This window comes from Mycobacterium hackensackense, assembly GCF_025822555.1.
Taxonomy (GTDB): domain Bacteria; phylum Actinomycetota; class Actinomycetes; order Mycobacteriales; family Mycobacteriaceae; genus Mycobacterium; species Mycobacterium fluoranthenivorans.
In genome coordinates, this window is the sequence record NZ_JACKUC010000030.1 from 871,628 (window position 1) to 895,661 (window position 24,034).

The 24,034-nt window shown below is 67.8% G+C and carries 15 protein-coding genes and 2 pseudogenes; 8 read left to right on the forward strand and 9 right to left on the reverse strand.

The window, feature by feature from the left end:
- The first annotated feature begins 125 nt into the window (after nucleotides 1-125).
- Genes mycP through H7J86_RS13595 form a run of 5 tightly spaced genes read left to right on the forward strand, consistent with a single transcriptional unit; the run spans nucleotide 126 to nucleotide 8,015 of the window.
- A complete protein-coding gene (gene mycP / locus H7J86_RS13575; RefSeq protein ID WP_090359638.1) occupies nucleotides 126-1,472 on the forward strand; it encodes a type VII secretion-associated serine protease mycosin in 1,347 nt (448 codons plus the stop codon).
- Complete coding sequence (eccE, locus tag H7J86_RS13580; protein WP_267291543.1) at nucleotides 1,469-2,872, forward strand: type VII secretion protein EccE; 1,404 nt, start codon at nucleotides 1,469-1,471, stop codon at nucleotides 2,870-2,872. The genes mycP and eccE overlap by 4 nt, the downstream gene beginning before the upstream one ends.
- A 31-nt stretch (nucleotides 2,873-2,903) precedes the next feature.
- The gene (locus H7J86_RS13585) at nucleotides 2,904-4,451 is read left to right on the forward strand and encodes a PPE domain-containing protein (RefSeq protein WP_267291545.1); all 1,548 of its coding nucleotides are present in this window, start codon (nucleotides 2,904-2,906) and stop codon (nucleotides 4,449-4,451) included.
- 20 nt (nucleotides 4,452-4,471) lie between these two features.
- Nucleotides 4,472-4,798, forward strand: a complete 327-nt coding sequence (locus tag H7J86_RS13590; protein ID WP_267292930.1) for a YbaB/EbfC family nucleoid-associated protein — start codon at nucleotides 4,472-4,474, stop codon at nucleotides 4,796-4,798.
- Nucleotides 4,799-4,820: 22 nt separating this feature from the next.
- The gene (locus tag H7J86_RS13595) at nucleotides 4,821-8,015 is read left to right on the forward strand and encodes an ATP-binding protein (protein ID WP_267291547.1); all 3,195 of its coding nucleotides are present in this window, start codon (nucleotides 4,821-4,823) and stop codon (nucleotides 8,013-8,015) included.
- 14 nt (nucleotides 8,016-8,029) lie between these two features.
- On the opposite strand, the gene H7J86_RS13600 is transcribed toward H7J86_RS13595, so the two are convergent.
- Genes H7J86_RS13600 through H7J86_RS13615 form a run of 4 tightly spaced genes read right to left on the reverse strand, consistent with a single transcriptional unit; the run spans nucleotide 8,030 to nucleotide 11,794 of the window.
- Nucleotides 8,030-9,067, reverse strand: coding sequence for an ABC transporter ATP-binding protein (locus H7J86_RS13600; RefSeq protein WP_267291549.1), 1,038 nt, complete (start codon nucleotides 9,065-9,067; stop codon nucleotides 8,030-8,032).
- Nucleotides 9,064-9,822: an ABC transporter permease gene (locus H7J86_RS13605; protein WP_267291551.1), complete on the reverse strand. Its 759-nt coding sequence runs from the start codon at nucleotides 9,820-9,822 to the stop codon at nucleotides 9,064-9,066. The genes H7J86_RS13600 and H7J86_RS13605 overlap by 4 nt, the downstream gene beginning before the upstream one ends.
- Nucleotides 9,819-10,661 carry an ABC transporter permease gene (locus tag H7J86_RS13610; RefSeq protein WP_235632913.1) on the reverse strand — a complete coding sequence of 281 codons (843 nt, stop codon included), beginning with the start codon at nucleotides 10,659-10,661 and terminating at the stop codon, nucleotides 9,819-9,821. Before H7J86_RS13610 ends, H7J86_RS13605 begins: the two co-directional genes overlap by 4 nt.
- Nucleotides 10,662-10,675: 14 nt before the next feature.
- Nucleotides 10,676-11,794: an ABC transporter substrate-binding protein gene (locus H7J86_RS13615; protein WP_267291553.1), complete on the reverse strand. Its 1,119-nt coding sequence runs from the start codon at nucleotides 11,792-11,794 to the stop codon at nucleotides 10,676-10,678.
- 223 nt (nucleotides 11,795-12,017) lie between these two features.
- Between H7J86_RS13615 and H7J86_RS13620 the strand changes: the two genes are divergently transcribed.
- The 3 genes from H7J86_RS13620 to H7J86_RS13630 all read left to right on the forward strand — a co-directional run bounded on the left by H7J86_RS13620 (nucleotide 12,018) and on the right by H7J86_RS13630 (nucleotide 13,467).
- Nucleotides 12,018-12,593 carry a hypothetical protein gene (locus tag H7J86_RS13620; RefSeq protein WP_090359165.1) on the forward strand — a complete coding sequence of 192 codons (576 nt, stop codon included), beginning with the start codon at nucleotides 12,018-12,020 and terminating at the stop codon, nucleotides 12,591-12,593.
- Nucleotides 12,590-12,991: a TIGR03668 family PPOX class F420-dependent oxidoreductase gene (locus H7J86_RS13625; RefSeq protein ID WP_187097685.1), complete on the forward strand. Its 402-nt coding sequence runs from the start codon at nucleotides 12,590-12,592 to the stop codon at nucleotides 12,989-12,991. The genes H7J86_RS13620 and H7J86_RS13625 overlap by 4 nt, the downstream gene beginning before the upstream one ends.
- Nucleotides 12,992-13,167: 176 nt before the next feature.
- Nucleotides 13,168-13,467, forward strand: coding sequence for a hypothetical protein (locus tag H7J86_RS13630; RefSeq protein WP_090359642.1), 300 nt, complete (start codon nucleotides 13,168-13,170; stop codon nucleotides 13,465-13,467).
- Nucleotides 13,468-13,525: 58 nt separating this feature from the next.
- Here H7J86_RS13630 and car (H7J86_RS13635) read toward each other — a convergent pair.
- The 5 genes and pseudogenes from car (H7J86_RS13635) to H7J86_RS13660 all read right to left on the reverse strand — a co-directional run bounded on the left by car (H7J86_RS13635) (nucleotide 13,526) and on the right by H7J86_RS13660 (nucleotide 23,958).
- A pseudogene (gene car / locus H7J86_RS13635) lies at nucleotides 13,526-17,004 on the reverse strand (carboxylic acid reductase).
- A 131-nt stretch (nucleotides 17,005-17,135) separates the two neighbouring features.
- A pseudogene (car, locus tag H7J86_RS33225) lies at nucleotides 17,136-20,587 on the reverse strand (carboxylic acid reductase).
- A 138-nt stretch (nucleotides 20,588-20,725) separates the two neighbouring features.
- Nucleotides 20,726-21,619, reverse strand: a complete 894-nt coding sequence (locus tag H7J86_RS13650; RefSeq protein ID WP_090359173.1) for a DMT family transporter — start codon at nucleotides 21,617-21,619, stop codon at nucleotides 20,726-20,728.
- A 45-nt stretch (nucleotides 21,620-21,664) separates the two neighbouring features.
- A complete protein-coding gene (locus H7J86_RS13655) occupies nucleotides 21,665-22,705 on the reverse strand; it encodes a phosphotransferase (RefSeq protein WP_267292934.1) in 1,041 nt (346 codons plus the stop codon).
- A gap of 50 nt (nucleotides 22,706-22,755) precedes the next feature.
- On the reverse strand, nucleotides 22,756-23,958 hold the full coding sequence (locus tag H7J86_RS13660; RefSeq protein ID WP_267291555.1) for a cytochrome P450: 1,203 nt from the start codon (nucleotides 23,956-23,958) through the stop codon (nucleotides 22,756-22,758).
- Nucleotides 23,959-24,034 lie beyond the last annotated feature (76 nt).

Below are 24,034 nucleotides of genomic sequence, written 5' to 3' on the forward strand. Positions count from 1 at the left end.
GTCAGCCTGCGAGACCCATCTGGCAGGCTGACGTTGCGCGAACACGCCGCCAAGACGGGGCCTTCGCTTTGCTGCGGTTGTGCCTGCACATCCGCATCCGGGGATTGCAAGGGGGAGTGGACAACGTGCGACGTATCGCCGCGCTGCTGGCCGCGTGCGTGTTGTTGGTGGGTACGGCCCCGCCGGCTGGTGCGGTCGAGCCACCGACGATCGATCCGGCGGCGGTACCGCCTGACGAGACCGGGCCCGATCAACCCACCGAGCAGCGGCGGGTGTGTTCGGCCCCGATCACCTTCCCGAACTCGAACTTCACCGACAAGCCGTGGGCCAACGACTATCTACGGATCGCCGACGCCCAGAAGTTCGCCACCGGCGCCGGTATCACCGTCGCCGTCATCGACACCGGGGTCAACGGCTCGCCGCGGGTTCCGGCCGAACCGGGCGGCGATTTCGTCGACAAAGCCGGCAACGGTATGTCGGACTGCGACTCCCACGGCACACTGACGGCGTCGATCATCGCCGGACGGCCCGCGCCCACCGACGGGTTCGTCGGTGTCGCACCCGATGCCCGCATCCTGTCGCTGCGCCAGACCTCGGACAATTTCCAGCCGGTCGGGTCCCGCAACGACCCCAACGATCCGAACAGCACCCAGACCGCCGGCTCCCTGCGCAGCCTGTCCCGGTCGATCGTGCACGCGGCCAATCTCGGCGCCCAGGTGATCAACATCAGCGAGGCGGCCTGCTACAAGGTCACCCGCCCGATCAACGAGTCCGGCCTGGGCGCGGCCATCAACTACGCCGTCAACATCAAAGGTGTCGTCATCGTGGTCGCCGCGGGCAACACCGGTCAGGACTGCACGCAGAATCCGCCGCCCGAGGCCGACCAGCCCAACGACCCCCGCGGCTGGAAGCAGGTCCAGACCATCGTGTCGCCCGCCTGGTATTCGCCGTTGGTGCTCACGGTCGGCGGTATCGGCGAGACCGGACAACCGAGCAGCTTCTCGGTGTCCGGCCCCTGGCTGGATGCCGCGGCACCGGCGGAGAACATCATCGCGCTCGGCTACGACGGCAATCCGGTCAACGCGCTGGCCGGCACCGACGGGCCCATCCCGATCGCCGGCACATCCTTCGCCGCCGCATATGTGTCCGGGTTGGCGGCGCTGCTGCGTCAGCGGTTCCCGGAGCTCACCCCGGCGCAGATCATGAACCGGATCACCGCGACCGCCCGCCATCCCGGCGGCGGGGTCGACAACTACGTCGGTGCCGGCGTCATCGACCCGGTGGCCGCACTCACCTGGGATGTCCCGTCCGGCCCGTCCGCGGTGCCGTACCGGGTCAAACAGCTTCCGCCCCCGGTCTACGTCGCGCCCCCGGATCGCAGACCCATCACCATCGTGGTGCTCACCGGCACCGCGGTGGCGCTGATCCTCGGGATCGGTGCACTGGCCCGGCGTGCCCTGAGGCGCCGATGAGAGAGTTCTTCGGCCAGTTCGGTTTCCGGTTCACCACCGCCCACCTGCTGTGGGCGGCGGTGCTGATTCCGGCCGTCGTCGTGGTGTCGATCCCGATGAACCTGCTGTGGCTCGGCATCACGCTCGGCGCGCTGATCGCGATCGCCACCACGCTGACCATCCGGGGCCGGCGGCTGACCGGGTGGATCGCGGCACTGTTCTCCTGGCGCCGGCGGCATACCGTCGCGCCACCGGCACCATCGGAACCCGATGTCGGCGCGACGGTGCTGCCCGGTGACCACGTGGCGGTGCGGTGGGAGGGCGACGCGCTGATCGCGACCATCGAGCTGGTCCCCCGGGCGTTCACCCCGACGGTGCTGGTCTCGGGTGAGGCGTTCACCGACGATGTGGTGGACACCCGGCTGGTGGAGAAACTCATCGCGGCGCACTGCCCCGAACTGGAGGCCGATGTCGTGTCGGCGGGTTACCGCGTCGGCAAGACCGCGCCCGCCAATCTGGTGGCGCTCTACGAGCAGGTGGTCGGGCCGTATCCCGCCCCGGCAAACCGGCGGACCTGGATCGTGCTGCGCGCCGACCCCGAACGGACCCGGCGACCGGCCCAACGGCGCGAATCCGGGGTCGCCGGACTGGCCCGCTACCTGGTCGCCTCGACCACCCGGATCGCCGATCAGTTGGCGGGCAACGGGATCGACGCACGGTGCGGGCGCAGCTTCGACGACTTCGACCGGGCCACCGAGATCAGCTTCGAACGCGAATCCTGGTCCTCCATCAAGGGCCGCAGCACGTTCACCGCCGCCTATGTCGCACCGGGCGGCCCGAATGTGTGGTGGTCGGCCCGTGCCGACCACACCATCACCCGGGTGCGTATCCGGCCGGGCAGCGCCCCGACCACGACGGTGCTGCTGACCACGCTGGCCAATCCGACCACGCCGCGCGGTTTCTCGTGCCTGTTCGGCGGGCAGCGGGCCGCACTGCTGGGCAAGAGCCCGGTCTCCGACCGGCATTACGAACTGCCGATCGGCTCGGCCGGTGTGCTGGTGGGCGAGACGGCCGACCGCTACCCGGTCTACATGCCGTTCGACGATGTCGACGTCAGCATCAACCTCGGTGACGCCCGGCTGTTCACCCAGTTCGTGATCCGGTCCGCCGCGGCGGGCGGTGTGGTCACCCTGGGCCCGCAGTTCCGCGAGTTCGCCGGGTTCGTCAACGCCCGCATCGGCAGTGAGGCCAAAGTGACGTGGCCCCATGCCACCACGTATCTGGGGCCGCATCCCGGTGTCGGCCGGGTGGTGTTGCGCAGCAACTTCATCGGGACCCCGCGGCATCGGCAGCTACCGATCCGGCTGATCAATCCGCGTGAGGAGAGCCGGTACCAGATGGCGCTGGAGGGGGCGTCGTGACGCCCCAGCGAGAAGCGGAGTGGGATCGCGCATGACAGAGGCGAAGGTCGACACCGCCGCACTCAAAGGTCTTGCGGGCGCCATGCGAAGCGTCTTCTGGTACCAGCCGGAGGCCCAGGCCATGCCGCCCGATCAGCTTCCGCTGGCGGTGGCGGCAGCCGCGAATCTCAACGCCAATGCCGCAGCGCTGCAGCAGCATCAGAAGATCGCCGAGGCCGAAGGCCAGCGGCTCAGCGAGATGCTGGATTCGGCCGCCACCGCCTACGACAAGGTCGACGAGCAGTACAAGAACGCCCTCGACGACCCGCAGCGCCACGCGGCGGTCGAGGCCATCACCGTGGCGCCGCCGTCCACGCCGCTGCCGCCCCTGCCGGACGGCCCGGCCGCTCCCGAGGCCCTCGACGGCGGCGGCTACAGCAATATCGAACAAACGCAAGCACTTCTGCTCAGCGGCAACGAGGCCTCGCTGCGGGCGGCCGCCGTGCAATGGGGACTGGCCGCCGACAGCGCCGAGGGCGCCCGGCCGATGCACGACGCCAACGACTGGGAGGGTGAAGCGGCCGACGCCGCCCACAAACGGCTCAACGACTACGGCGACTGGTGCACCGATCTGGCTGCGGCGTGGCGCCGGCTGGCCGAGGCGGCCACCAAGGTCGCCGATGCCCACGTGACCGCGCTGACCGAGCACACCCCTCTGTACCTCCGGTACCAGGCGGCGAAGGAGGCTCTCGCGCGGTTGCTCGCCGAGGGCGATGCCCGGTCCCAGGTGCAGGCCCAGCCCGTCCAGGCCGAGATGACCAAACTGCAGCAGCAATCCGACGAGGTGCGGCAGGACTACGCGGGCCACGCGACCTTCGATCAGGTGAAGGTCCGCGATCCCGGGTTCGCCTCGCGCGGTGGGGGCGGCACCGGTGCGGGCGGTTCCGGTGGCGGCGGCAGTACCGGCGGTGGTGGAGGCGCTCCGGGGGCCGGCGGCCAGCCGATGGGAGCCCCGGCGCAGTTCGCCTCGTCCGGTACGCCGCAGGGCACGGATCCGGCATCCGCCGGTCAGTCCCCGTCGGGATCGTCCGGGTCCGGTGCCGGCCAATCGGGTTCGGGTGGCAGCCCGTCCGGTAAGGGCGGCGCACCCTCGGGCGGCGGTGCGCCGTCGGGGGGTGGCCTGCCCGGCGGTGGGCTACCCGATGGTGGGCTGCCCGATCTCGGGCTCGACGATCCGGGCGTGAGTCCCGCCTCCACCGGGGGTGGCGGCGGATCCGGCGGCGGCGCGGGCGGCGGAGGGGGCGCACCGGCGCTGCCCCTGCAACCCAGTGTCGGGGCCGAGACCGTCGGACCCGCGCCCGGCGGCGGCGCCCGAGGCGGCGGCTCGGGTGCGATTCCGGCGTCGGCCATGGGTGGCGGCATGGGTGGCGGTATGGGCGGAATGGGCCACGGTGCGGGTGGCGCATCACCGGGCAAGGAGAAGCGCCGCGATCCCAACACCGCCCCGGACGAGGACCTCTACACCGAGGATCGGCCATGGACCGAAGGGGTCATCGGCGCCCGCCGGCGCCGCGATATCCCGGACAAGGACCCGAAGTGAGTTTCGAGCCGACCGACGATATGCACCCCCAGGTGGCCGCGGTACTTCGGCAGGCCGGCCGTCTACAGGATCTGATGGACAGCCAGCTGCAGAAGATGGCGAACGAATCCTTCACGGCGGCAGACGAATCCGAGACCGTCGAGGTCACCCTGAACGGACACCACCACCTCGTCGACGTCCATCTGTCCGACGGGGTGCTGCGCCTGGGTTCGGACACGGTCTCCCGCCGGCTCAACGAAGCCCTGCACAACGCCACCGAGGTGGCCAGCGAATCCATTGCGGTGGATCAGGATCGGCTCAACGAGGCCATCGCCGACATCACCGGCGATACGCCGGGCATCCCTTGACCAGCGGTGACATGATGCTGACGTGGGCGACACCGACGACGGTCGCGGTGCGGTACCGGTAACGGGACCGTGGTGTGGGTCGTGCGGCCGTACGGAGTTGCCGCCGGATTCCCGCTTCTGCAACAAGTGCGGCGCGCCTGTCACATCGGCACCGACGACGGCCGAGTACAAGCAGGTGACGGTGCTCTTCGCCGATGTCGTTCATTCGATGGACATCGCTGCAGCCGTCGGCGCCGAACGGCTGCGTGAGATCATGGGCAACCTGCTGAACCGCTGCACGGCCGTGGTCAGCCGCTACGACGGGTCCCTGAGCCAATTCACCGGCGACGGCATCATGGCGGTCTTCGGCGCGCCGATGGCGTTGGAGGATCACGCTGTTCGCGCCTGCCTGGCAGCGTTGGCCATCCAAGAAGAGGCCAAGCGGGTGGCGGCCGAGGCCCGCGATCGCGACGGCATCGATCTATGGCTGCGGGTCGGCCTCAATTCAGGTCAGGTGATCGCCGGTGAGATCGGCTCCGGATCCAGGTACGCCACGATCGGTGTGCAGGTGGGCATGGCTCAGCGGATGGAATCGGTGGCACCTCCCGGTGGGGTGATGCTCAGTGCGTCGACCGCGCAACTGGTGGCCGAATCGGCAACCTTGGGCGCAGCCGAGTGGGTTCACATCAAGGGTGCCGCCGAACCGGTGCGCGTCCACCGCCTGCTGAGCATCGGCGAACCGCATCGCGTTGCGGGTGCCGAGTCGGATCTGGTCGGTCGACGGCGGGAGCTGTCGGTCGTCGAAGGCGCACTGCAGCGCGCGATCGACGGCCACGGCGTGATTGTCGGCGTGGTGGGCCCGCCCGGTATCGGCAAGAGTCGCCTGGCGCGCGAGGTGGCGGCCATGGCGGGCCGGAGGGGGGCACCCGTGTTCAGCGCCTTCTGCGAGTCGCACGCCGCCCAGGTGCCCTTCCGAGTCGTCACGCAGCTGTTGCGCGCCGCCACCGAGATCGGGGCCCTGGAACCCTCGGTCGCGCGAAATCGAGTGCGCGACCAGATGCCTGGGGCAGACCCCGACGACCTGTCGCTCTTCGACGACCTGCTGGGCATCGCCGATCCGCAGGCCATCCTGCCCTCGATCGACCCCGATGCCCGTCGGCGGCGGTTGAGCGCGTTGGTCGACGCGGCGATGCTGGCCCGCGCGGCCCCGGCGGTCTACGTCGTGGAGGACGCGCATTGGATCGATGAGGCCAGCGAGTCGATGCTGGCCGATTTCCTCACGGTGGTCCCGCAGACGCCCTCGCTGGTGCTGATCACCTACCGGCCCGAGTATCACGGAGCGCTGGCCGACATGGCCGATGCGCACACCGTAACCCTTGTCCCGCTGAGTGATTCAGACACCGCAACGCTGGTCACACACCTCCTCGGCGCCGACCGCTCGGTCGAGGCACTGGGCCGCAGAGTCGCCGAAAGGGCCGCCGGCAATCCGTACTTCGCCGAAGAGTTGGTGCGCGACTTGGCCGAACGCGGTGCGCTGCGGGGCGAGCCCGGCGCCTACCTGTCGGGGGTGGAGACGGGCGAGGTGAGCGTGCCCGCCACGTTGCAGGCGACCATCGCCGCACGCATCGACCGGCTCGCTCCGGCGGCCAAGCGCACGCTGAGCGCGGCAGCGGTGATCGGCTCGCGATTCAACCTCGACCTGGTCACGTGGTTGGGCGTGGAGCCGGTCGTGGACGAATTGGTGGCGGCCCAACTCGTCGGCGTCATCCGAGAACCCGAGTATGCGTTTCACCATCCGCTCATTCATTCGGTGGCCTACCAGGCACAGCTCAGGTCGGACCGCTCAGATCTACACCGCCGGGTGGCTGCCGCGATCGAAGCCCGCGACCCGGATTCGGTCGAGGAGAACGCGGCATCCATCGCAGAACACCGGGAGGCCGCCGGCGATCAGCACGCCGCCTACGGCTGGCACATGCGCGCCGCCATCTGGGCGACCAACCGCGATATCAGGGCCGCCCTGTCGAGTTGGGAGCGTGCCGAAACGCTCGCCGACACCTTGCCGGCCGATGATCCGGGCCGGGCAGCCATGCGGATCGCCCCGCGCACGATGCTGTGCGGGACCGGCTGGCGTGTCGGCGCCGACTCCGCCGGCGCGCGCTTCGATCAGTTGCGAAAGTTGTGCGCCGCCGCCGGGGACAAGGCGTCACTGAGCATCGCCACGGCAGGCATGGTGGTGAGTTACGCACATCGAGACTGGGTGCGCGAGGCGTCCCAGTTGGCCTCCGAAGCGTGGACCCTCGCCGAGGCGGTCGAAGACGCGACGTTGACGGTGGGGCTGTCGTTTCCGCTTATCTTCGGCAAGATCGAGAGTGGGCAGTGGGGTGAGGTCCTGCGGTGGTCGCAGACCGTTATCGATCTGGCAGAAGGGGATTCATCGAAAGGGAACTTCCTGGTCGGGTCTCCGCTGGCTCTCGCCTGCACGTCGCGGGGGATGGCCCGGTACTGTCTGGGTCGTCCTGGATGGCGTGCGGACCTGCGCCAGAGCCTGCCTCTGGCGCAGCGCTCCGATGCCGCGTCCTACGCGGGAGCGGTCGGCTATGTCTACTTGCTGGGCATACCTTTCGGCGTACTGAAGCCCGATGATGATGCGCTGCACGAGATCGAGGATGCGCTCCGGATTGCTGAGCGCTCCAGCGATGACGCCGTGGTCGGATACATCCGGATGGCGTTGAGTGTTGCGCTGATGCATCGCAGCGCAACGGCAGAGCGTGACCGCGGGCGAGAGGTCGCCATCGAGGTCGGCGAGGTGCTGGTGAAACGGCGACGCAACCTCTGCGATCTGCCGATCATCGAGATGTATGTGGCGCGCGAAAGAGTCGGGGGCGGAGACCGGGCCGGCGCGATCGCGATCATGCGCACCATCTGCGACCACCTGTTCCGTGACGGCGGACTGCTGCTGTGGGGCATCCCTGCGACCGGCGTTCTGGTGGAGTCTCTACTCGACGATTGCACCGCCGCCGATATGGCCGAAGCCCAGGCAGCGATCGAACGCTTGGTGCAGGCGCCCGCCGACGATGCCCTGGCCGTGCGCGAAATCTGGTTGCTGCGGCTGCAGGCGCTGCTGGCCCGGGCTCAGGGCGACGATGCGCGCTGTCACCGATACCGGGATCAGTACCGCGATATGGCCGAAGCGCATGGGTTCGAGGGTCACCTCGACTGGGTAGCCGATATGACGTGACGCCTGGGCGTGGATCAGACCACCAGTACGCCGGCGGACTCGACACTGACCCGGACCCGGTCCCCCACCGCGAACGTCTGGCCACCTCCCACCTGCGCAAGTACCAGCGGCCCCGCAGCCGGGCCATGTCCCAGAGCCACGAAAACCCTTGATATCGCGCCGAGGAACGACACCGACTGCACCGTCCCCGCGCCCGCCGGATCGGCGGTGAGGCGCACCGCCTCCGGCCGCACCAGCGCCGTACCCGCGCCGGCCACCGACCCGGGCAGCGCGGCCACCGTGCGGTCCCACAGCCGCACCCGGGCGTCGTCCACCTGCGCCGGGATCCGGTTGCTCAGTCCGACGAATTCGGCCACGAACGGGGTGGCGGGCGAGGTGTACAGCTCGACGGGGGCGGCCAGTTGTTCGAGGCGGCCGGCGTTCATCACACCCACCCGGTCGGCGACGGCCAGGGCCTCCTCCTGATCGTGCGTGACGAACAGCGTGGTGATGCCGACTTCCTGCTGGACCCGCCGGATCTCGTCGCGCAACTGCGTGCGCACCTTGGCATCGAGTGCCGACAGCGGCTCGTCGAGCAAGAGCACCCTCGGCCGGATCGCGAGTGCGCGGGCCAGCGCCACCCGCTGCTGCTGACCGCCGGACAACTCTGCGGCATACCGGTCCGACTGTGCCGACAGTCCCACCAGATCGAGCATGTCCAGCGCACGAGTCTGCCTGTCCCGCTTCGCGACTCCGCGCATCTTCAGCCCGAAGGCCACGTTGTCGCGCACCGTCAGATGCGGAAACAGGCTGTACGCCTGGAACACCATCCCGATATCGCGTTTGTTGGCCGGTGTCCGGCTGATATCGCGTCCGTCGACCCACACGCTGCCCGTGCCGGCCTCGTCGAGACCGGCCAGGATCCGCAGCGCGGTGGTCTTTCCGCAACCCGACGGTCCCAGGAGTGCCACCAACTCACCGGGCTCCATCCGCAAGGTGAGCCCATCGAGCGCCCGTACGGACCCATAGCGGCGGGTCAGCTCACGCAGTTCCACCGCGACACCGGCGCTCATCCTCGACGCCCCCTTCTGGTCACCATCGAAAGAACAAGCAGCAGAACGAAACCGAACACCAGGGTGGCCAGTGAGGCAGCCACCGACGTCGGCCCGTCGGCCTTGCCGATCGTGACGATCTGCACCGGCAACGTCATGTACCCCGACAGCGACGCCACCGTGTACTCGCCGAGCACCACCGCGATCGAGATGAACGCCGCCGCCACGATGCCCGACCAGATATTGGGCACGATGACCCGCGCGATGGTCGTGGTCCAGCCCGCCCCCAGTGAGCGGGCCGCCTCGGCGAGGGTCTGCAGATCGATCGCCGCCAGGGCCGCGTCCAGTGCCCGGTAGGCAAACGGCAGCGCCAGTACGACGTAGACGAAGGTCAGGGTCAGTGGGGATTCCCCGAGCAGGTAGGTCACCCACAGGTAGACGTTACGCAGGCCGACGACGACCACCAGCGCGGGAATCGTCAACGGCAACAGACACAGGAACTCGACCGGCCCGCGGGCCCACGGTGTGCGCAACCGCACCCAGATCATCGTCGGCACCAACAGCGCGAGCATCGCCACGACCGTCAGCACGGCCAGCAGAAGTGAGGTGAGGATCGCGCCGGTGAGCTCATCGTCGGTGACCAGACTGCGCCAGGCCGCCAGGGTGCGTCCTCCGCCACCCAGGTCTCTGGTGGCGAAATCGGCCATCGCATAGAGCGGAACGAGGAAGAACACCCCGAACAGCACCCAGAGTGCGCCGCGCACAGCCCTGTTCACTGCAGCCACCTCGCGGTGCGGCGCACCAGCGCGTTGTAGGCCACCATGACCACCGCGACGACGACGATCATCTCCAGCGCCAGCGCGTAGGCGAACCCGGACTGGCCCAGGACGACTTCACTGGTCAGTGCGGCCCGGATCAACAGCGGCACGATGGGGCTGCCCTGGCTGACCAACGCTGCGGCGGTGGCATAGGCGGCAAAGGCGTTGGCGAACAACAACAGGACCGAACCGAGGAAGGCCGGGGTCAACAAGGGCACCCCGACCTCACGCCAGTACTGCCACGGCCCTGCCCCCAGACTCACGGCCGCCTCACGCCACTGCACCCGTAATCCGTCGAGGGCAGGCAGGAACACGATGACCATCAACGGGATCTGGAAGTAGCAGTACACCAGGATCAGCCCGGGCAGGCCGAAGAGCCAGCCCGATCCGGCCAGATCCCAGCCGAACGTCTCTTGGGCCCAGACCGTCAGCACACCGTTGAGCCCGATGGTGGCCAGGAACGCGAACGCCAGTGCCACCCCGCCGAACTGGGCCAGCACACTGCACAGCGACAGCACCGCCCTGCGCAGCGTCGAGGCGGGCGGACTCCCGACGATCAGCCAGGCCAGGATCGCCCCGAACACCCCACCGATCAGCGCGGTGCTGCCGGACAGCACCAGGCTGCGCCCCAGTGCCGCCAGCGGTGCCTCGGTGAACAGCGCCCCGATCCGGGCCAGCGAGAAATGCCCGTCCACGAGGACCGCGTTCACCAGGACCGTCCCGGTCGGGATGATCAGGAACACCGCCACCACCGTCAGGAACGGCAGCAGCGGCAACGCCTCTCGGATACGGCGCACCGTCGGGCGCAGAATCAGCCGACTACCTTGGCCCAGTTGGCTTTCAGATACTCGGTGGCCTTCTTGTTCTGCTCCACCGACACGAACGTCGCGGCGCCGTCGACCGGCGGCAGCGTGCCGTACACGGCGCGGTCGATGGAGCCCTTGGTCACCATCGAGTCCGCGCGCACCGGTCGGGCGCCACCGGCCAGGTACAGGTTCTGCCCCTGGTCGCTGTAGAGGAACTCCTGCCACAGGCGGGCGGCCGCCGGATGCGGTGCATCCTTGCTGATGGCCTGGAAGTAGTAACCGGCGACGGCGGCGTTGTGCGGAATGATCACCTTCCAGCCGGGCACCTTCTTGGATTGCGCGACGTTGAGGTAATCCCAGTCGATCACCACCGGGGTCTGTCCCGAGGCGATGGTGGCCGGGGTCGGATCCACCGGCAGGAAGTTACCCGCCTCCTTCAACTTGCCGAAGAACTCGACACCGGGGGCGATATCGTCCGGCGACCCACCCTGGGACACCGACGCCATCATCACCCCGGAGAAGGCGGAACCGGCTTGGGTCGGATCGCCGTTGAGCGCCACCTTGCCCTTCAACTCCGGCTTGAGCAGGTCGTCCACGCCGGCGATGACCCCCACACTGGTGGAATCGAAACCGATGGACATGTAGCCGCCGTAGTCGTTGACCCAGAGCCCCTTCGGATCCTTGAAGTCATCGGAGATCTCGCCGAAGTGCTCCACCTTGTACGGCGCGAACACGTCGGTGTTGGCCAGTGCGACCGACTGCCCCAGGTCGAACACGTCGGGTGCGGTGCTACGGCCCTTCTGCTGCTGGGCGGCGTTGATCTCCTCCTGGCTGTTGGCACCGGGCTGGGCCGAGTTCACCTTGATGCCGTACTTGGCGGTGAAGGCCTCGATGATGGCGCCGTAGTTGGCCCAATCCGGCGGCAGGGCGATGACGTTGAGTTCACCCTCCTTCTTGGCGGCCTCGATCAGGCCGTCCATCCCGCCGAAATCGGCCGCCGAGGTCGCCGTGCTCGCCTTGTTCGCGCTCTGCTCCTCGTTCTTCTGCGGCGGCGCGCAGGACGTGACGAGTGTGACGGTCAGCGCGGCGGTGGCGGTCATCGCGACAAGTCCTGATTTCCTCATACGCGAACCCTCCGTTGAACAGACTGCCGCCCGGTGACGTGGTGGTGACAACATCTGCGTTCCGCGATGAATCTGCGATGAACGTAGACCGACCCTACCGGCGCTTTCGCCCCCGCGACGGCCCTTCGCCGAAGGTCGCTGCCCACACCGCGGCGCAGGTCTGTCGGCGTGCCGCTCCGGCCAGAATCGGCGTTTGCGCAGGTCGGCGCATACTATCTGGGGTGTGGCTGAACGCGAGGCCCCAGGGGGAGCAGATTTTCGGGTGGATGAGACCGCCGGTCCGGCCGGTGCCGACGGCGTGCCCGACGCCGACCACCCCAGCTGGGTCGGGCATAACTCCAGCGTGTGGGACGACCCGCGGCTGTATGAACCGGTACCCGCCCCCAGCGATCCCCCGACCGGTCCGTTCGACGCGTTCAACACCGGAACGTGGACCTTCAAACCTCCGCCGGCGCCCTGGTATCGCACCCAGAAGGCGACACTGGCGATACTTGCGGTGAGTGCCGCGGCCATTGCCATCGTGGTGTCGATCGTGCTTCTCGTCTTCTCCGGCCCCGGGACCGACGATCCGGCGGATCACGTGGACACCACCCCATCGGCCACCCCGACGACCACCTCGGCATCGGTGCTGCCGCCCCCAGCACCCCCACCACCTCCGCCACCGCCTCCTCCCCCGCCGGCACCGGAGCCCGAGCAATCCGGCCCGGCACCGCGCCAGCGCAGTGAACCGTCCTCGAAGCCGCGGATCAATGTCACCCGGTCGCCGATGAGTGTGGCGCCGCAACCCCGTACGCGATGACCCTTCCCGCCACCGACCTGTTCGCTGCCGCACCCGTCGCGGTGCTGGCGACCGTCGGGGACGGGGTACCGCACGTGGTGCCGGTGGTCTTCGCCGTCAGCGGCGACACGCTGTACACCGCGGTGGACGCGAAACGTAAGTCCACCCAGCGGTTGCGGCGACTGGCCAATATCGAGGCCAATCCCGCGGTGAGCCTGCTGGTCGACCATTACGCCGAGGACTGGACCCAACTGTGGTGGGTACGCGCCGATGGCACCGCCGAAATCCATTCACACGGCGACCAGATGGCGATCGGTTACGCGTTGTTGCGGGCGAAGTATCGGCAATACGAGCGCACCGCACTGGACGGTCCGGTGGTGGCGGTCACCGTCAGCCGATGGTCTTCCTGGCACGCCTGAGTACGCGATCCTGCCAGCTGTCGATCAATTACTGCCGCCGGAATTAAAACCACCGGCACCCCCGTTGAAGCTGTCACGTCGGGACCGAACCAGCGGTACCGATTGAGGGGGACGTAGCCGCACCACCACCACCCATGGCGGTGTGGAACGTCAAGTCGCAGAAGAGGAAACAGCACATGAAGAAGCTCGGCATCGCCGTCGGCACCGCTCTTGCCGGCGGATTGGCCACCACTGTCATCGGGCTCGCGGCGCCTGCGCTTGCCGCGCCGTCCGGGCCGGGCTCCGCCCAGGACACCATCAGTTCACTTCAGGCTCAGGGCTACAAGGTCATCGTCAACCGGGTGGGTACCACTCCACTCGATCAGGCGACGGTGGTGGCGGTGCGCCCGGGACAGACCTATGCCGGCGTGGATGCCACCGGTGGTGACTACCTGGCCACGGTCGCGGAGAAGACGGTCTACGTCGACGTGAAGTAATCGTTGCGAAGAACCACGAAAGTGGGGCACCCCCGATCGGGGTGCCCCACTTTCGTGTCTAGATCAGTCCGAGCAACTGCAGGTCGGTGATGTACTTCACGATCACCGGCGCGCTGACATGCGGGATATCCTTGTCCGCACCGATTTTCGCGTCCTGCACCGCGGCGCGGAACACCTCGGTCGGCGCGATCGAACCGTTGAGCGGGGTCTCCGGGTGCTGGTAGTTGTGAAGTAGCGGCAGCAGCGAGGCCTGGCGCTGCCTGTCGGGCAGCCCGCGCAGCGTCGTCTCGAACCGGGACAACCACTCGGCGTAGTCGTCGACGCGTTCGATCTTGTAGCCCGCCTCGACCAGCCAGTCGACGAAGGTGTCCATGCCGATGCCGTCGTCGTACGGATTCATCACGTGATACGTCGCGAACCCGTCCTGAACGTGCGCACCGAGCGTCGAGATGGCCTCGGCGATGAACTCCACCGGCAACCCGTCGTAGTGCGACGCCTGCCTCTTGCCCTCGGCATCCAGTTGGTAGAACGATCCGGGTGCGATCCCGGTGGCCACCAGGCTGAACATCATCCGGGTGAACATGTCGGGCAGGTTCAGCTGTCCGGCGTAGGTGGTATCGGCCAGGATCATGTCGCAGCGGAACACCGATACCGGCAATCCGGCCAGATCGTGCGCCTCACGCAGCAACACCTCACCGGCCCACTTGCTGGTGCCGTAACCGTTGGCATAGCTGTCGTTGATGGCCCTGGTGGCGCTCATGGTCCGGACATCGGCATCCTCGACGAACGTGCCCGGCTCGATCTGGTCGCCGACGCCGATGGTGGAGACGTAGGCGAACGGCTTGATCTTCGTCGTCAGCGCAATCCGGATCAACTCCGCGGTCCCCAAGGCATTGGGACCGAACAACTCGCTGTAGGGCAGCACGTGATTGACCAGCGCCGCCGGATCGACGATGAAATCCACCGTATCGGCCAACCGCTGCCAGGTGGCCTTGTCCAACCCCAGATCGGCCTCACCCTTGTCACCGGCGATCACCTCAAGATGATCGGCAGCCAGTTCCCGGTAGTGCGCAAGGAGTTTCGGGTCACCGCCGCTGTTAGGTCCAGCACTATCGAACGTCTTATCCAGCCGAGCCCGCGCCTCCTCATCCGACCGGGCGCGCACCAGGCAGATCAGCTTCCCATCCACCAGGTCCATCCGCTCCAGCCACTCCAAGGCCAGATAACGCCCCAGAAACCCGGTCGCACCGGTCAACAACACCGTGCGAATCTCGCTGCCCGCCTTCGGAAGCGACGGCGCCGCAGCCAACGTCGCGGAATCCAGGAACTTGTCCAACGTGAGCTCACTCGCGGTGACCTCGGCCGCATGCCGGCCGTGCACGGAGGAGAAGGTGGGCCGGCCGGTTCCCCCGGCGCGCTGTGTCTCGATATGCGCGGCAATGGTCGCCAGATCCGAGGCCGGACTCACGATCACCGACACCGGCACCTCAACCCCGAAGATCTCCTGCAACAGATTCCCGAACGTCAACGCCGACAACGAATCCCCACCCAGATCGGTGAAGTCGCCGCACCGAGCAGTGCCGCGGCAGCGCGCACCACGGTCTCGATCACCGGCGCGTCGGCACCGGCGGATCGGAGCTCTCTCAACTCGCGAGCCTGCCCGTCGGCGAGCTCGGCGTACAGCTCCTCGAGTGCGGGTCCGTAATGGGCCTTGAGCTTGGGCCAGGCCAGCTTCCGGATCCCGGTCAGCAGACCGTTCTCCACCGTGAACGGCGTGGTCTCCACCAGGAAATCCCGGGGCACCTCGTAGCTCTGCAGCTCCAGCGCCTTGGCGACATCCTGGAACGACGCGGCGATGTTCCGCTTGAGCTCGTCGTGCGACCAGCGCGCCTGGGCGTCCTCGGTGGGTACCACCACGGCCAGCAGATACGGCTGAGCGCTGTTGCCGTACACGTAGATCTGCCGCACCAGCGGGCTGTTGTTGCTGAACGCGGCTTCGAGTTTGGCCAGGGTGACGAACTCGCCCTGGGCCAGCTTGAGCACGTTGTTGCGCCGGTCCACATAGCGGATCTGGTCCGGCCCGAGTTCGGCGACGATATCGCCGGTCCGGTAGAAACCGTCCTCGTCGAACACGCCCGCGGTGACCTCCGGCCGCTTGTAGTAGCCGGGGAACAGGTTGACCGTCTTGACCAGAAGTTCGCCGCGCGGATACGGCTGATCGGTGTGGTAGTAACCGAGGTCGGGGACGTCGACCAGTTTGTAGTCGATGGTCGGCGGCCGTTGCACCCGTCCGTCGAAGAACACCATGCCGGCCTCGGTGGAGCCGTAACCCTCGCGAAGGTGGATACCGAGGAACGACTCCACCCAGGACTTCAGCGCATCGGTGATCGGGGCGGAGCCGGTCATGGCGTCCACATAGCGCCCGCCGAGCAGGTTGTCCCGCATGTCGGCGAGGACGGCATCCTCATCGGCACCGTGCGCGGTGCGGCTCTGGAATTCCTGATAGAGCATCTCCCACACGCGGGGAACGAAGTTCAGCTCGGTGGGCCGGGCCAGTGCCAGATCCTCCAGGAGGGTGGACAGATCGGCGCGGGCGGCGAAGTAGCAGGTCCCGCCCGCGGCCAGGGTGCTGTACAGGATGCCGCGGCCCATCACGTGGCTCATCGGCATGAAGTTCAGGTTGATCGAGGCGACGCTCGGACCGAACCACGACTCGCTCGAGCGCTGCCAGAACGACGCGACCTGGCTTTCCAGATACATCGCGCCCTTCGGGGCACCGGTGCTGCCCGACGTGTAGATCAGCAGGGACAGCGGGTTGGGGTCCTCACCGCTGGGCGCCGGGGCCTGTGCCAGCTCGCTGCCGCGCGCCAGCACCTCGGGCAGGGTTTCGACGACCACGGCCGCCGCGCTCAATGCCTCGACGGCAGCGGCCAGGGCCTCGCGGTGGTCATCGACCTCCGGGTGGTAGTCGAACACGAGGACGCGCTCGGGTGCGTGGCCGGTGAGCGCGAGCTCGACGGCCTCGTCGACATATCCGATACTGGCAGCGATGACCCGCGGCTCGGTTTCGGCCAGGATGGGCGCCAGCGCGGAAGCCGACGAACTCGACTGCAGTGGAACGGAAACCGCACCGATCTGGCCCAGGGCCGTGTCGATGACGGTGTAGTCGGCACTGGTGAAGCCGAGGATGGCCACCCGGTCACCTGCTGTCACACCGGCGTCGTACAGTGCGGCGGCGGCCGAGCGAACCCGGTTCCACAGCTCCCCGTAGGCGACGGTCTCGAACCGAGGGAGGAGCGCGGCCGTCGTCCGGCCGGTGGCGGGATCGGTGACGAACTCGACGGCGCGCTGCCCGAGGGCCGGCCGGTCGGCGTAGCCCTGCAGGACGGTCTGGACAATCTGCGGGAGTCTGATCCCGGGGGCTTCGGCGGCCTCGGCGACGGTGGCGTCGGGTCGCGCTGCGGCGAACTGCGGATCATTGGCGATCAAGTCGGCGACGCGGCGTTCGAGCCGTTCGTCCTGGGTAGCTGTGGACATCACAAAACCTCTGAAACGTTCGGTATTTCAAGACAAATCAGGAGGGAGCGCATCATTGGGCTCCACTAGGAATGACGAGCGAGGAGGTCGGCGAATTCCCGCTCGCGGCTGTCAATGAGCTGAGAAAAGCCCTACAGCAGGCCGAGCAACTGCAGGTCGGTGATGTACTTCACGATCACCGCGGGGCTGACATGCGGGATGTCCTTGTCCGGCCCGATTTTCGCGTCCTGCACCGCAGCGCGGAACACCTCGGTCGGGGCCATGGCACCGTTGACCGGGGCGCCGGGCCGCTGGTAGTTGTGCAGTAGCGGCAGCAGCGAGGCCTGGCGCTGCCTGTCGGGCAGGGCCCGCAGGGTGGTTTCGAACCGGTCGAGCCAGTCGGCGTAGTCGTCGACGCGTTCGATCTTGTAGCCGGCTTCGACCAGCCAGTCGACGAAGGTGTCCATGCTGATGCCGTCGTCATAGGGATTCATCACGTGATAGGTCTCGAAACCCGCGCCGACATGGGCGCCGAGTGTCGAGATGGCCTCGGCGATGAACTCGACCGGCAGCCCGTCGTAGTGGGCACGCTGCCGATTACCTTGCGCATCAAGCTCATTGAACGACTTAGGCGCCACGCCCGTGGCCACCAGGCTGAACATCATCCGAGTGAACATGTCGGGCAGGTTCAGCTGTCCGGCGTAGGTGGTATCGGCCAGGATCATGTCGCAGCGGAACACCGAAACCGGCAGCCCGGCCAGATCGTGCGCTTCGCGCAGCAACACCTCACCGGCCCACTTGCTGGTGCCGTAACCGTTGGCATAGCTGTCGTCGACGACCCTGGTGGCGCTGATGGTCCGGACATCGGCATCCTCGACGAACCGGCCGGGCTCGATACCCCAACCGACACCGATCGTGGAGACATAGGCGAACGGCTTGATCTTCGTCGTCAGCGCAATCCGGATCAACTCCGCGGTCCCCAACGCATTGGGACCGAACAACTCGCTGTAGGGCAGCACGTGATTGACCAGCGCCGCCGGATCGACGATGAAATCCACCGTATCGGCCAACCGCTGCCAGGTGGCCTTGTCCAACCCCAGATCGGCCTCACCCTTGTCACCGGCGATCACCTCAAGATGATCGGCAGCCAGTTCCCGGTAGTGCGCAAGGAGTTTCGGGTCACCGCCGCTGTTAGGTCCAGCACTATCGAAAGTCTTATCCAGCCGAGCCCGCGCCTCCTCATCCGACCGGGCGCGCACCAGGCAGATCAGCTTCCCGTCCACCAGGTCCATCCGCTCCAGCCACTCCAGGGCCAGATAACGCCCCAGGAACCCGGTCGCACCGGTCAACAACACCGTGCGAATCTCGCTGCCCGCCTTCGGAAGTGTCGGTGCCGCAGCCAATGTCGCGGCATCGATGAACTTGTCCAGGGTCAGGTCCGCGGCATGGACTTCCTTGGCTCCGGCGCCATGGACCGAGGTGAAGGTGGGCCGGCCGGTGCCACCGGCGCGCTGCGTCTCGATGGACTCACGATCACCGACACCGGCACCTCAACCCCGAAGATCTCCTGCAACAGATTCCCGAACGTCAACGCCGACAACGAATCCCCACCCAGATCGGTGAAGTGCGCATCCGGCGCCACATCGCTGCTGGCCGCGCCCAGCAGGGCGACCGCGGCGCGGGAGACCGTCTCCAGCACCGGCGCCTCGGCACCGTGCTGGCGCAGGGTCTGCAATTCGTTGGCCTGCCCATCGGCGAGCTCGGCGTACAACGCCTCCAGTGCGGCGCTGTAGCGCTCCTTGAGCTTGGGCCAGGCCAACTTCCGGATCCCGGTCAGCAGACCGTTCTCCACCGTGAACGGCGTGGTCTCCACCAGGAAATCCCGCGGGATCTCGTAGCTCTGCAGGTCCGCGGCCCGGGCGGTGTCCTTCAGCGACTGGGCGATATCCGCCTTGGTCGCCGTCGGATCGCTGGGCACGACGACGGCCAGCAGGTACGGCCGAGAGCTGTTGCCGTAGATGTAGATCTGCTGCACCAGCGGGCTGTTGGTGAACGCGGCCTCCAACTTGGAGACGGTGACGAACTCGCCCTGGGCCAGCTTGAGCACGTTGTTGCGCCGGTCCACATAGCGGACCTCGTCGGGCCCGAGTTCGGCGACGATATCGCCGGTGCGGTAGAAACCGTCCTCGTCGAACATCTGCGCGGTGATCTCGGGGCGCTTGTAGTAACCCGGGAACAGCTGGGTGGATTTGACCAGCAGCTCACCGCGCGGGTGCGGGACATCGGAGAGCCGGTAGCCCAGTTCGGGGACATCGACCAGTTTGTAGTCCAGCACCGGCGGACGGGTGATCCGGCCGTCGACGAACACCGAGCCCGCCTCGGTCGATCCGTAGCCCTCCAGCAGGTGCTGGTCGAGCAGGCGCTCGACCCAGGCCTTGAGTTCGGGCGAGATGGGTGCCGAACCGGTCAGCGCGCTGACATAGCGCCCGCCGAGCACGTTCTCGCGCATATCGGCCAGTACTGCGTCCTCATCGGCACCGTGCGCGGTGCGGCTCTGGAATTCCTGGAACAGCATGTCCCAGATACGCGGCACGAAGTTCAGCTGGGTCGGGCGGGTCAGCGCCAGATCATCCAGGAAGGTCGACAGGTCCGCGCGGGCGGCGAAGTTGACGGTGCCACCGGCGGCCAAGGCGCCGTAGAGGATGCCGCGGCCCATCACGTGGCTCATCGGCATGAAGCTCAGCACGATCGAGGGCACCTTGCCCTGGCTGTCGTCCCAGTGTGCGTTGGCGGCGGGTCGCCAGACGTTGGCGACCTTGCTCTCCAGGTACATCGCGCCCTTGGGCGCTCCGGTGCTGCCCGAGGTGTAGATCAGCAGGGACAGCGGGTCGTCTTCGGGACCGGTGACACCTTCGATATCGGGCAGATCGGCACCGCGCTCGAGGACGTCGGCGAGCGCCTCGACGGTGACGCCGGAGCCCAGCCGGGCCTGTGCGGCCTCGACGGCCTCGCGCTGGTCGTCGATCTCGGGGTGGTAGTCGAAGACCACCAGGTGCGCGGTGTTCGCGGCCTGCACCAGAGCGACGGCGTCATCCAGGTAGTCGATGCTCGTGGCGATCAGGACGGGTTCGGTCTCGGCGACGATCGGCTGCAGCGCCGCGACCGACGCGCTGGTCTGCAGCGGCACCGAGACGGCGCCCAGCTGGGTCAGCGCGGTGTCGACGGTGGTGTAGTCGACGCTGGTGAAGCCGAGGATGGCGACACGATCGCCGGGGGCGACGGGATGGTTCTGCCAGGCGTTGGCGATCGCCTGCACCCGGTCCCACAGCTGCCGGTGGGTGATGGTCTCGAAGCGCGGCAGTAACGAGGCCACCGTCCGCCCCGTCGCGGGATCGGCGACGAATTCGACGGCGCGCTGGCCCAGCGCAGGCCGGTCGCCGTACCCCTGCAACACGGTCTTGACGACGGCGGGCAGACGCAGGCCGGGCTCGTCGACGGCGGCGATCACCTCGGCGCTGGGCGTCGCGGCGGCGAACTGCGGGTCGGTGGCGTACAGGTGGTCGAGGCGGAGCTCGAAACGCTCATCGCTCATGTCGTTGGTCATGCGGAAACCCCCGATAACTCTTCAGATCAATGAAATTCTGGTGCCATATGCCGGGCTCTGCGGCCCGGTAACCGAAACAACGTTAGCAAAACTAAAGATATGCCCGTTCTCGGCGACTACCAGTGTGTTGTGAGCCAGCTAACTGGGCGTCGGAGTCTTGCGGGCTTCCAGTTGTGCTTCGTAGGCACCCTCGTCACGACCCAGCGCAATCGTCGCGGTCGTCATGACCACCACCGCCGCGGTCAGGGCGATGGACTCCCAGCCGTTGGCGTCCAACTGCTCACCGAGGATGAAGGCGCCCAGCAGCACGGCGGCCAACGGCTCGATCACGATCATGGTGGGCACCGAGGTCTGCAGGGAGCCGGCGTGGAACGCCGACTGCTGCAGCAGGGTGGCCACCACGCCCAGCGCCACCAGCACGTAGGGCACCGGGGTGGCCAGCACCTGGGCGACGCTGTCACGGGCGAGCAGGTGCGTCAGGACCTTGGTCATCACCGCCACCATGCCGAACAGCACGCCGACCCCGACGGCCAGCAGCACCGCGCGCTGCCAGCCCGGTCTGCGCACCGCGATCACCACGCAGGCGATGACGAGCAGGAAGCTGATCGCCACCGCCACGGCGATCTGGCGGGCGGGCGCGATGTGCTCGTTCGCCCGTGGATGCGCCAGCAGGATGAACACCGCCAGCGACAGCGTGAGCAGGATGGCCCACAGCCATTCACCGCGGGTCACCCTGCGGTGCGCCAACCGGGCGCTCAGGGGCAGCGCGAACAGCAGTGCCGACACCAGCAGCGGCTGCACCACCAGCAGTGAGCCGTGCGCCAGGGCGAGCGCCTGGAAGACGAATCCGGCCACGGCCGACGCCGTGCCCGCCCACCACAGCGGGCGGCGCAACAGGGTGGCAACCATGACGGTGCTCACCCCGTGCTCCGGGGGAACGTCGAGGGTGGCGCGCTGGCGCACCACGATGCCGACAGCGGCAAAGATCGCGGCGCACAAAGCGAACAACACCACCAGGGCGGGGCCTAGCACGCCCCAACCCTATGGGGTCAGCGGGCCGGGCGCCTAAGACCGCGGTCAGCGGGTCGGTCCGGACCCCAGTTCGGCGAGCGCGTCCGCCGTCCGCAGATCGTCGTACGCGGCCGAATACCGTTGCGCGAGCGCCAGCGCGATATCCGGGCGCTGCCACAGTTCCCCGGCGCTGGCGGTGGCCAGCCACAAGGTCAGCCCATGCGCCACGGACGCGCGGTAGCGCAGCCAGATCTCGTAGGCCGACGGGAGTTCCGCCGCAGGCAGCTCGAGCGCCTCGCGGTAGACGGCGAGCAGGTCGCGCTCGTGCGCCCGGCGGTCCTCGGTGGTCACCGCACCCTGCAGGAAGTAGCCGAGGTCGAGCGAGAAGTTGCCGCGGCGGGCCACCTGCCAGTCCAGGAAGCCCAGCTCCCCGGTCGGCAGGAGGTAGGTGTTGCCCACGTGCGCGTCACCGTGCAGCAGCGTCGGCACCCCGCCGGACGGGCCGGTCAACGTCGCGACGAAGGGCTTCCAGATACCTTCGATGAGGTCCTCGATACTCAGCGCGTGCACCGAGGCGGGCGCATCGGCGCCGAGGCGCTCCAGCGCGGCGGGCAGCGGTGCGTACTGCATCCCGTCCCACTCCACGAACGGTTCGAGCCAGTCCAGGCCGGGCCGGCCCAGCCGCTCACCCCAGAACCTCCCGTGCAGACGGGCCAGCCCGCGCATGCCGGCGGCCGCCTGCTCGACGGTCAGCGGCCGGGTCGCGTCACGTGGATCGGCGTCACGCGCGGTCAGGTCCTCCATGACCAGGACGAAGTCTTCGGCCCCTTCGTCGATGACCGCGGCGAACACCCTCGGGTGCTCCAGCGGCAGGTCGACGTGCGAGGCGAACAGTCGCGGCTCGTGCAGCAGCCCGCTGGTGAGTTTGATCAGTTCCCGATGTTCGGGGTCGACCGCCTTGACGAACACCGCGGGAGGCCCGGTAGGTCCGTCCGCGGTGTACGTCAGCGCCAGCCGGGCCCGCCGGTTGGTGCCGTCATCGCGCATCGCGACGCTGACCTCGCCGACCACCGCACCGGGAAAGTCGCGGGCCAGCGCAGCGGTCATCCAGTCCGCGCCGACCTCATCCCACGAGCTCGGAACGGTCAGACTCGCCGTCACGGAATGAAGGCCGGCATCGAATCCCAGCCACGCACCGTCGACGTCGGCGACAACGCGGCGTTGGGCAGGTCGATCTCCCACTCCGGGAAGCGCTTGAGCATCTCCTCCAGGGCGATCCGGCCTTCCAGACGCGCAAGTGCGGAGCCGAGACAGAAGTGGGTGCCGACACTGAACGCCAGGTGCTGACGCTGCTCGCGGTGGATGTCGAAGACCTCACCGTCGGGCGGGAACTGGCGGCTGTCGCGGACCGCGGCGCCGATGAGCATCATCATCGAGCTGCCCGCGGGCACGGTCTGGCCGTAGTACTCGACATCGCGGGTGACATAGCGCGCGACGTGGGGCGCGGGCGGCTCGAAGCGCAGCAGCTCCTCGATCGCGTGCGGGATCAGCGCGGGGTTCTCGACGAGCTGACGCCGCTGATCGGGGTGCTCGGCGAGCACCTTGGCCGCCCAGCCGATGAGCCTGGTGGTCGTCTCGTTCCCCGCACCCGCCACCACGTTGATGTAGATGAGCAGCTCTTCGCGGGTGAGGTGGCGGGTCACCCCGTGCTCGTCGGTGAACTCGACGTTGAGCAGGTCGGTCATGATGTCGTCGGACGGGTTGTGCTTGCGCCAGTCGATATAGGTCTCGAAGATCGAGCCGTCGACCAGGCCCTTCTCGGCGGCTTCCATCGGCTTACCCGCCTCGGTGCGCATCTGGGCGTTGCCGTGGTCGCGGATCATCTCCTGGTCATCCTCGGGGATACCCAGCAGCGCACTGATCACCCGCATCGGCATGATGGCGCCGAAGTCGGTGATGAAGTCGATCTTGCCGCTGCCGACCAGGGGGTCCAGCGCCTGGGCGCAGTACTCCCGGATCTTGGGTTCCAGCGCGGCGATCTTGCGCGGCGTGAACATCCGGGCCAACAGCTTGCGGTGCGTGGTGTGGATCGGCGGATCCTCGAAGATCAAGGCGCCCGAGGGGATCTCGATATTGGCCTTGATGAGCTCGATGATGGCGCCCCGCGCCGAGCTGAACGTCTCGTGGTCGATCAGCGCCTTGTTGACGTCGGCGAACCGGCTCAGCGCGTAGAAGTCGAACTGCTCGTTGTAGTAGAGCGGCGCCTCCTCCCGCAGCCGGGCGAACGCCGGATACGGGTTGGCATTGATCTCGACGTTGTACGGGTCGAAGTACACATCTTTACTGGCGTCGACGGTCACCTGTTCACCTCTCCGGGGGCAATCACTTACTCGCGTAAGTTACGCGGGTCACTCCCCGGAGGGCAAGCGTGGATGT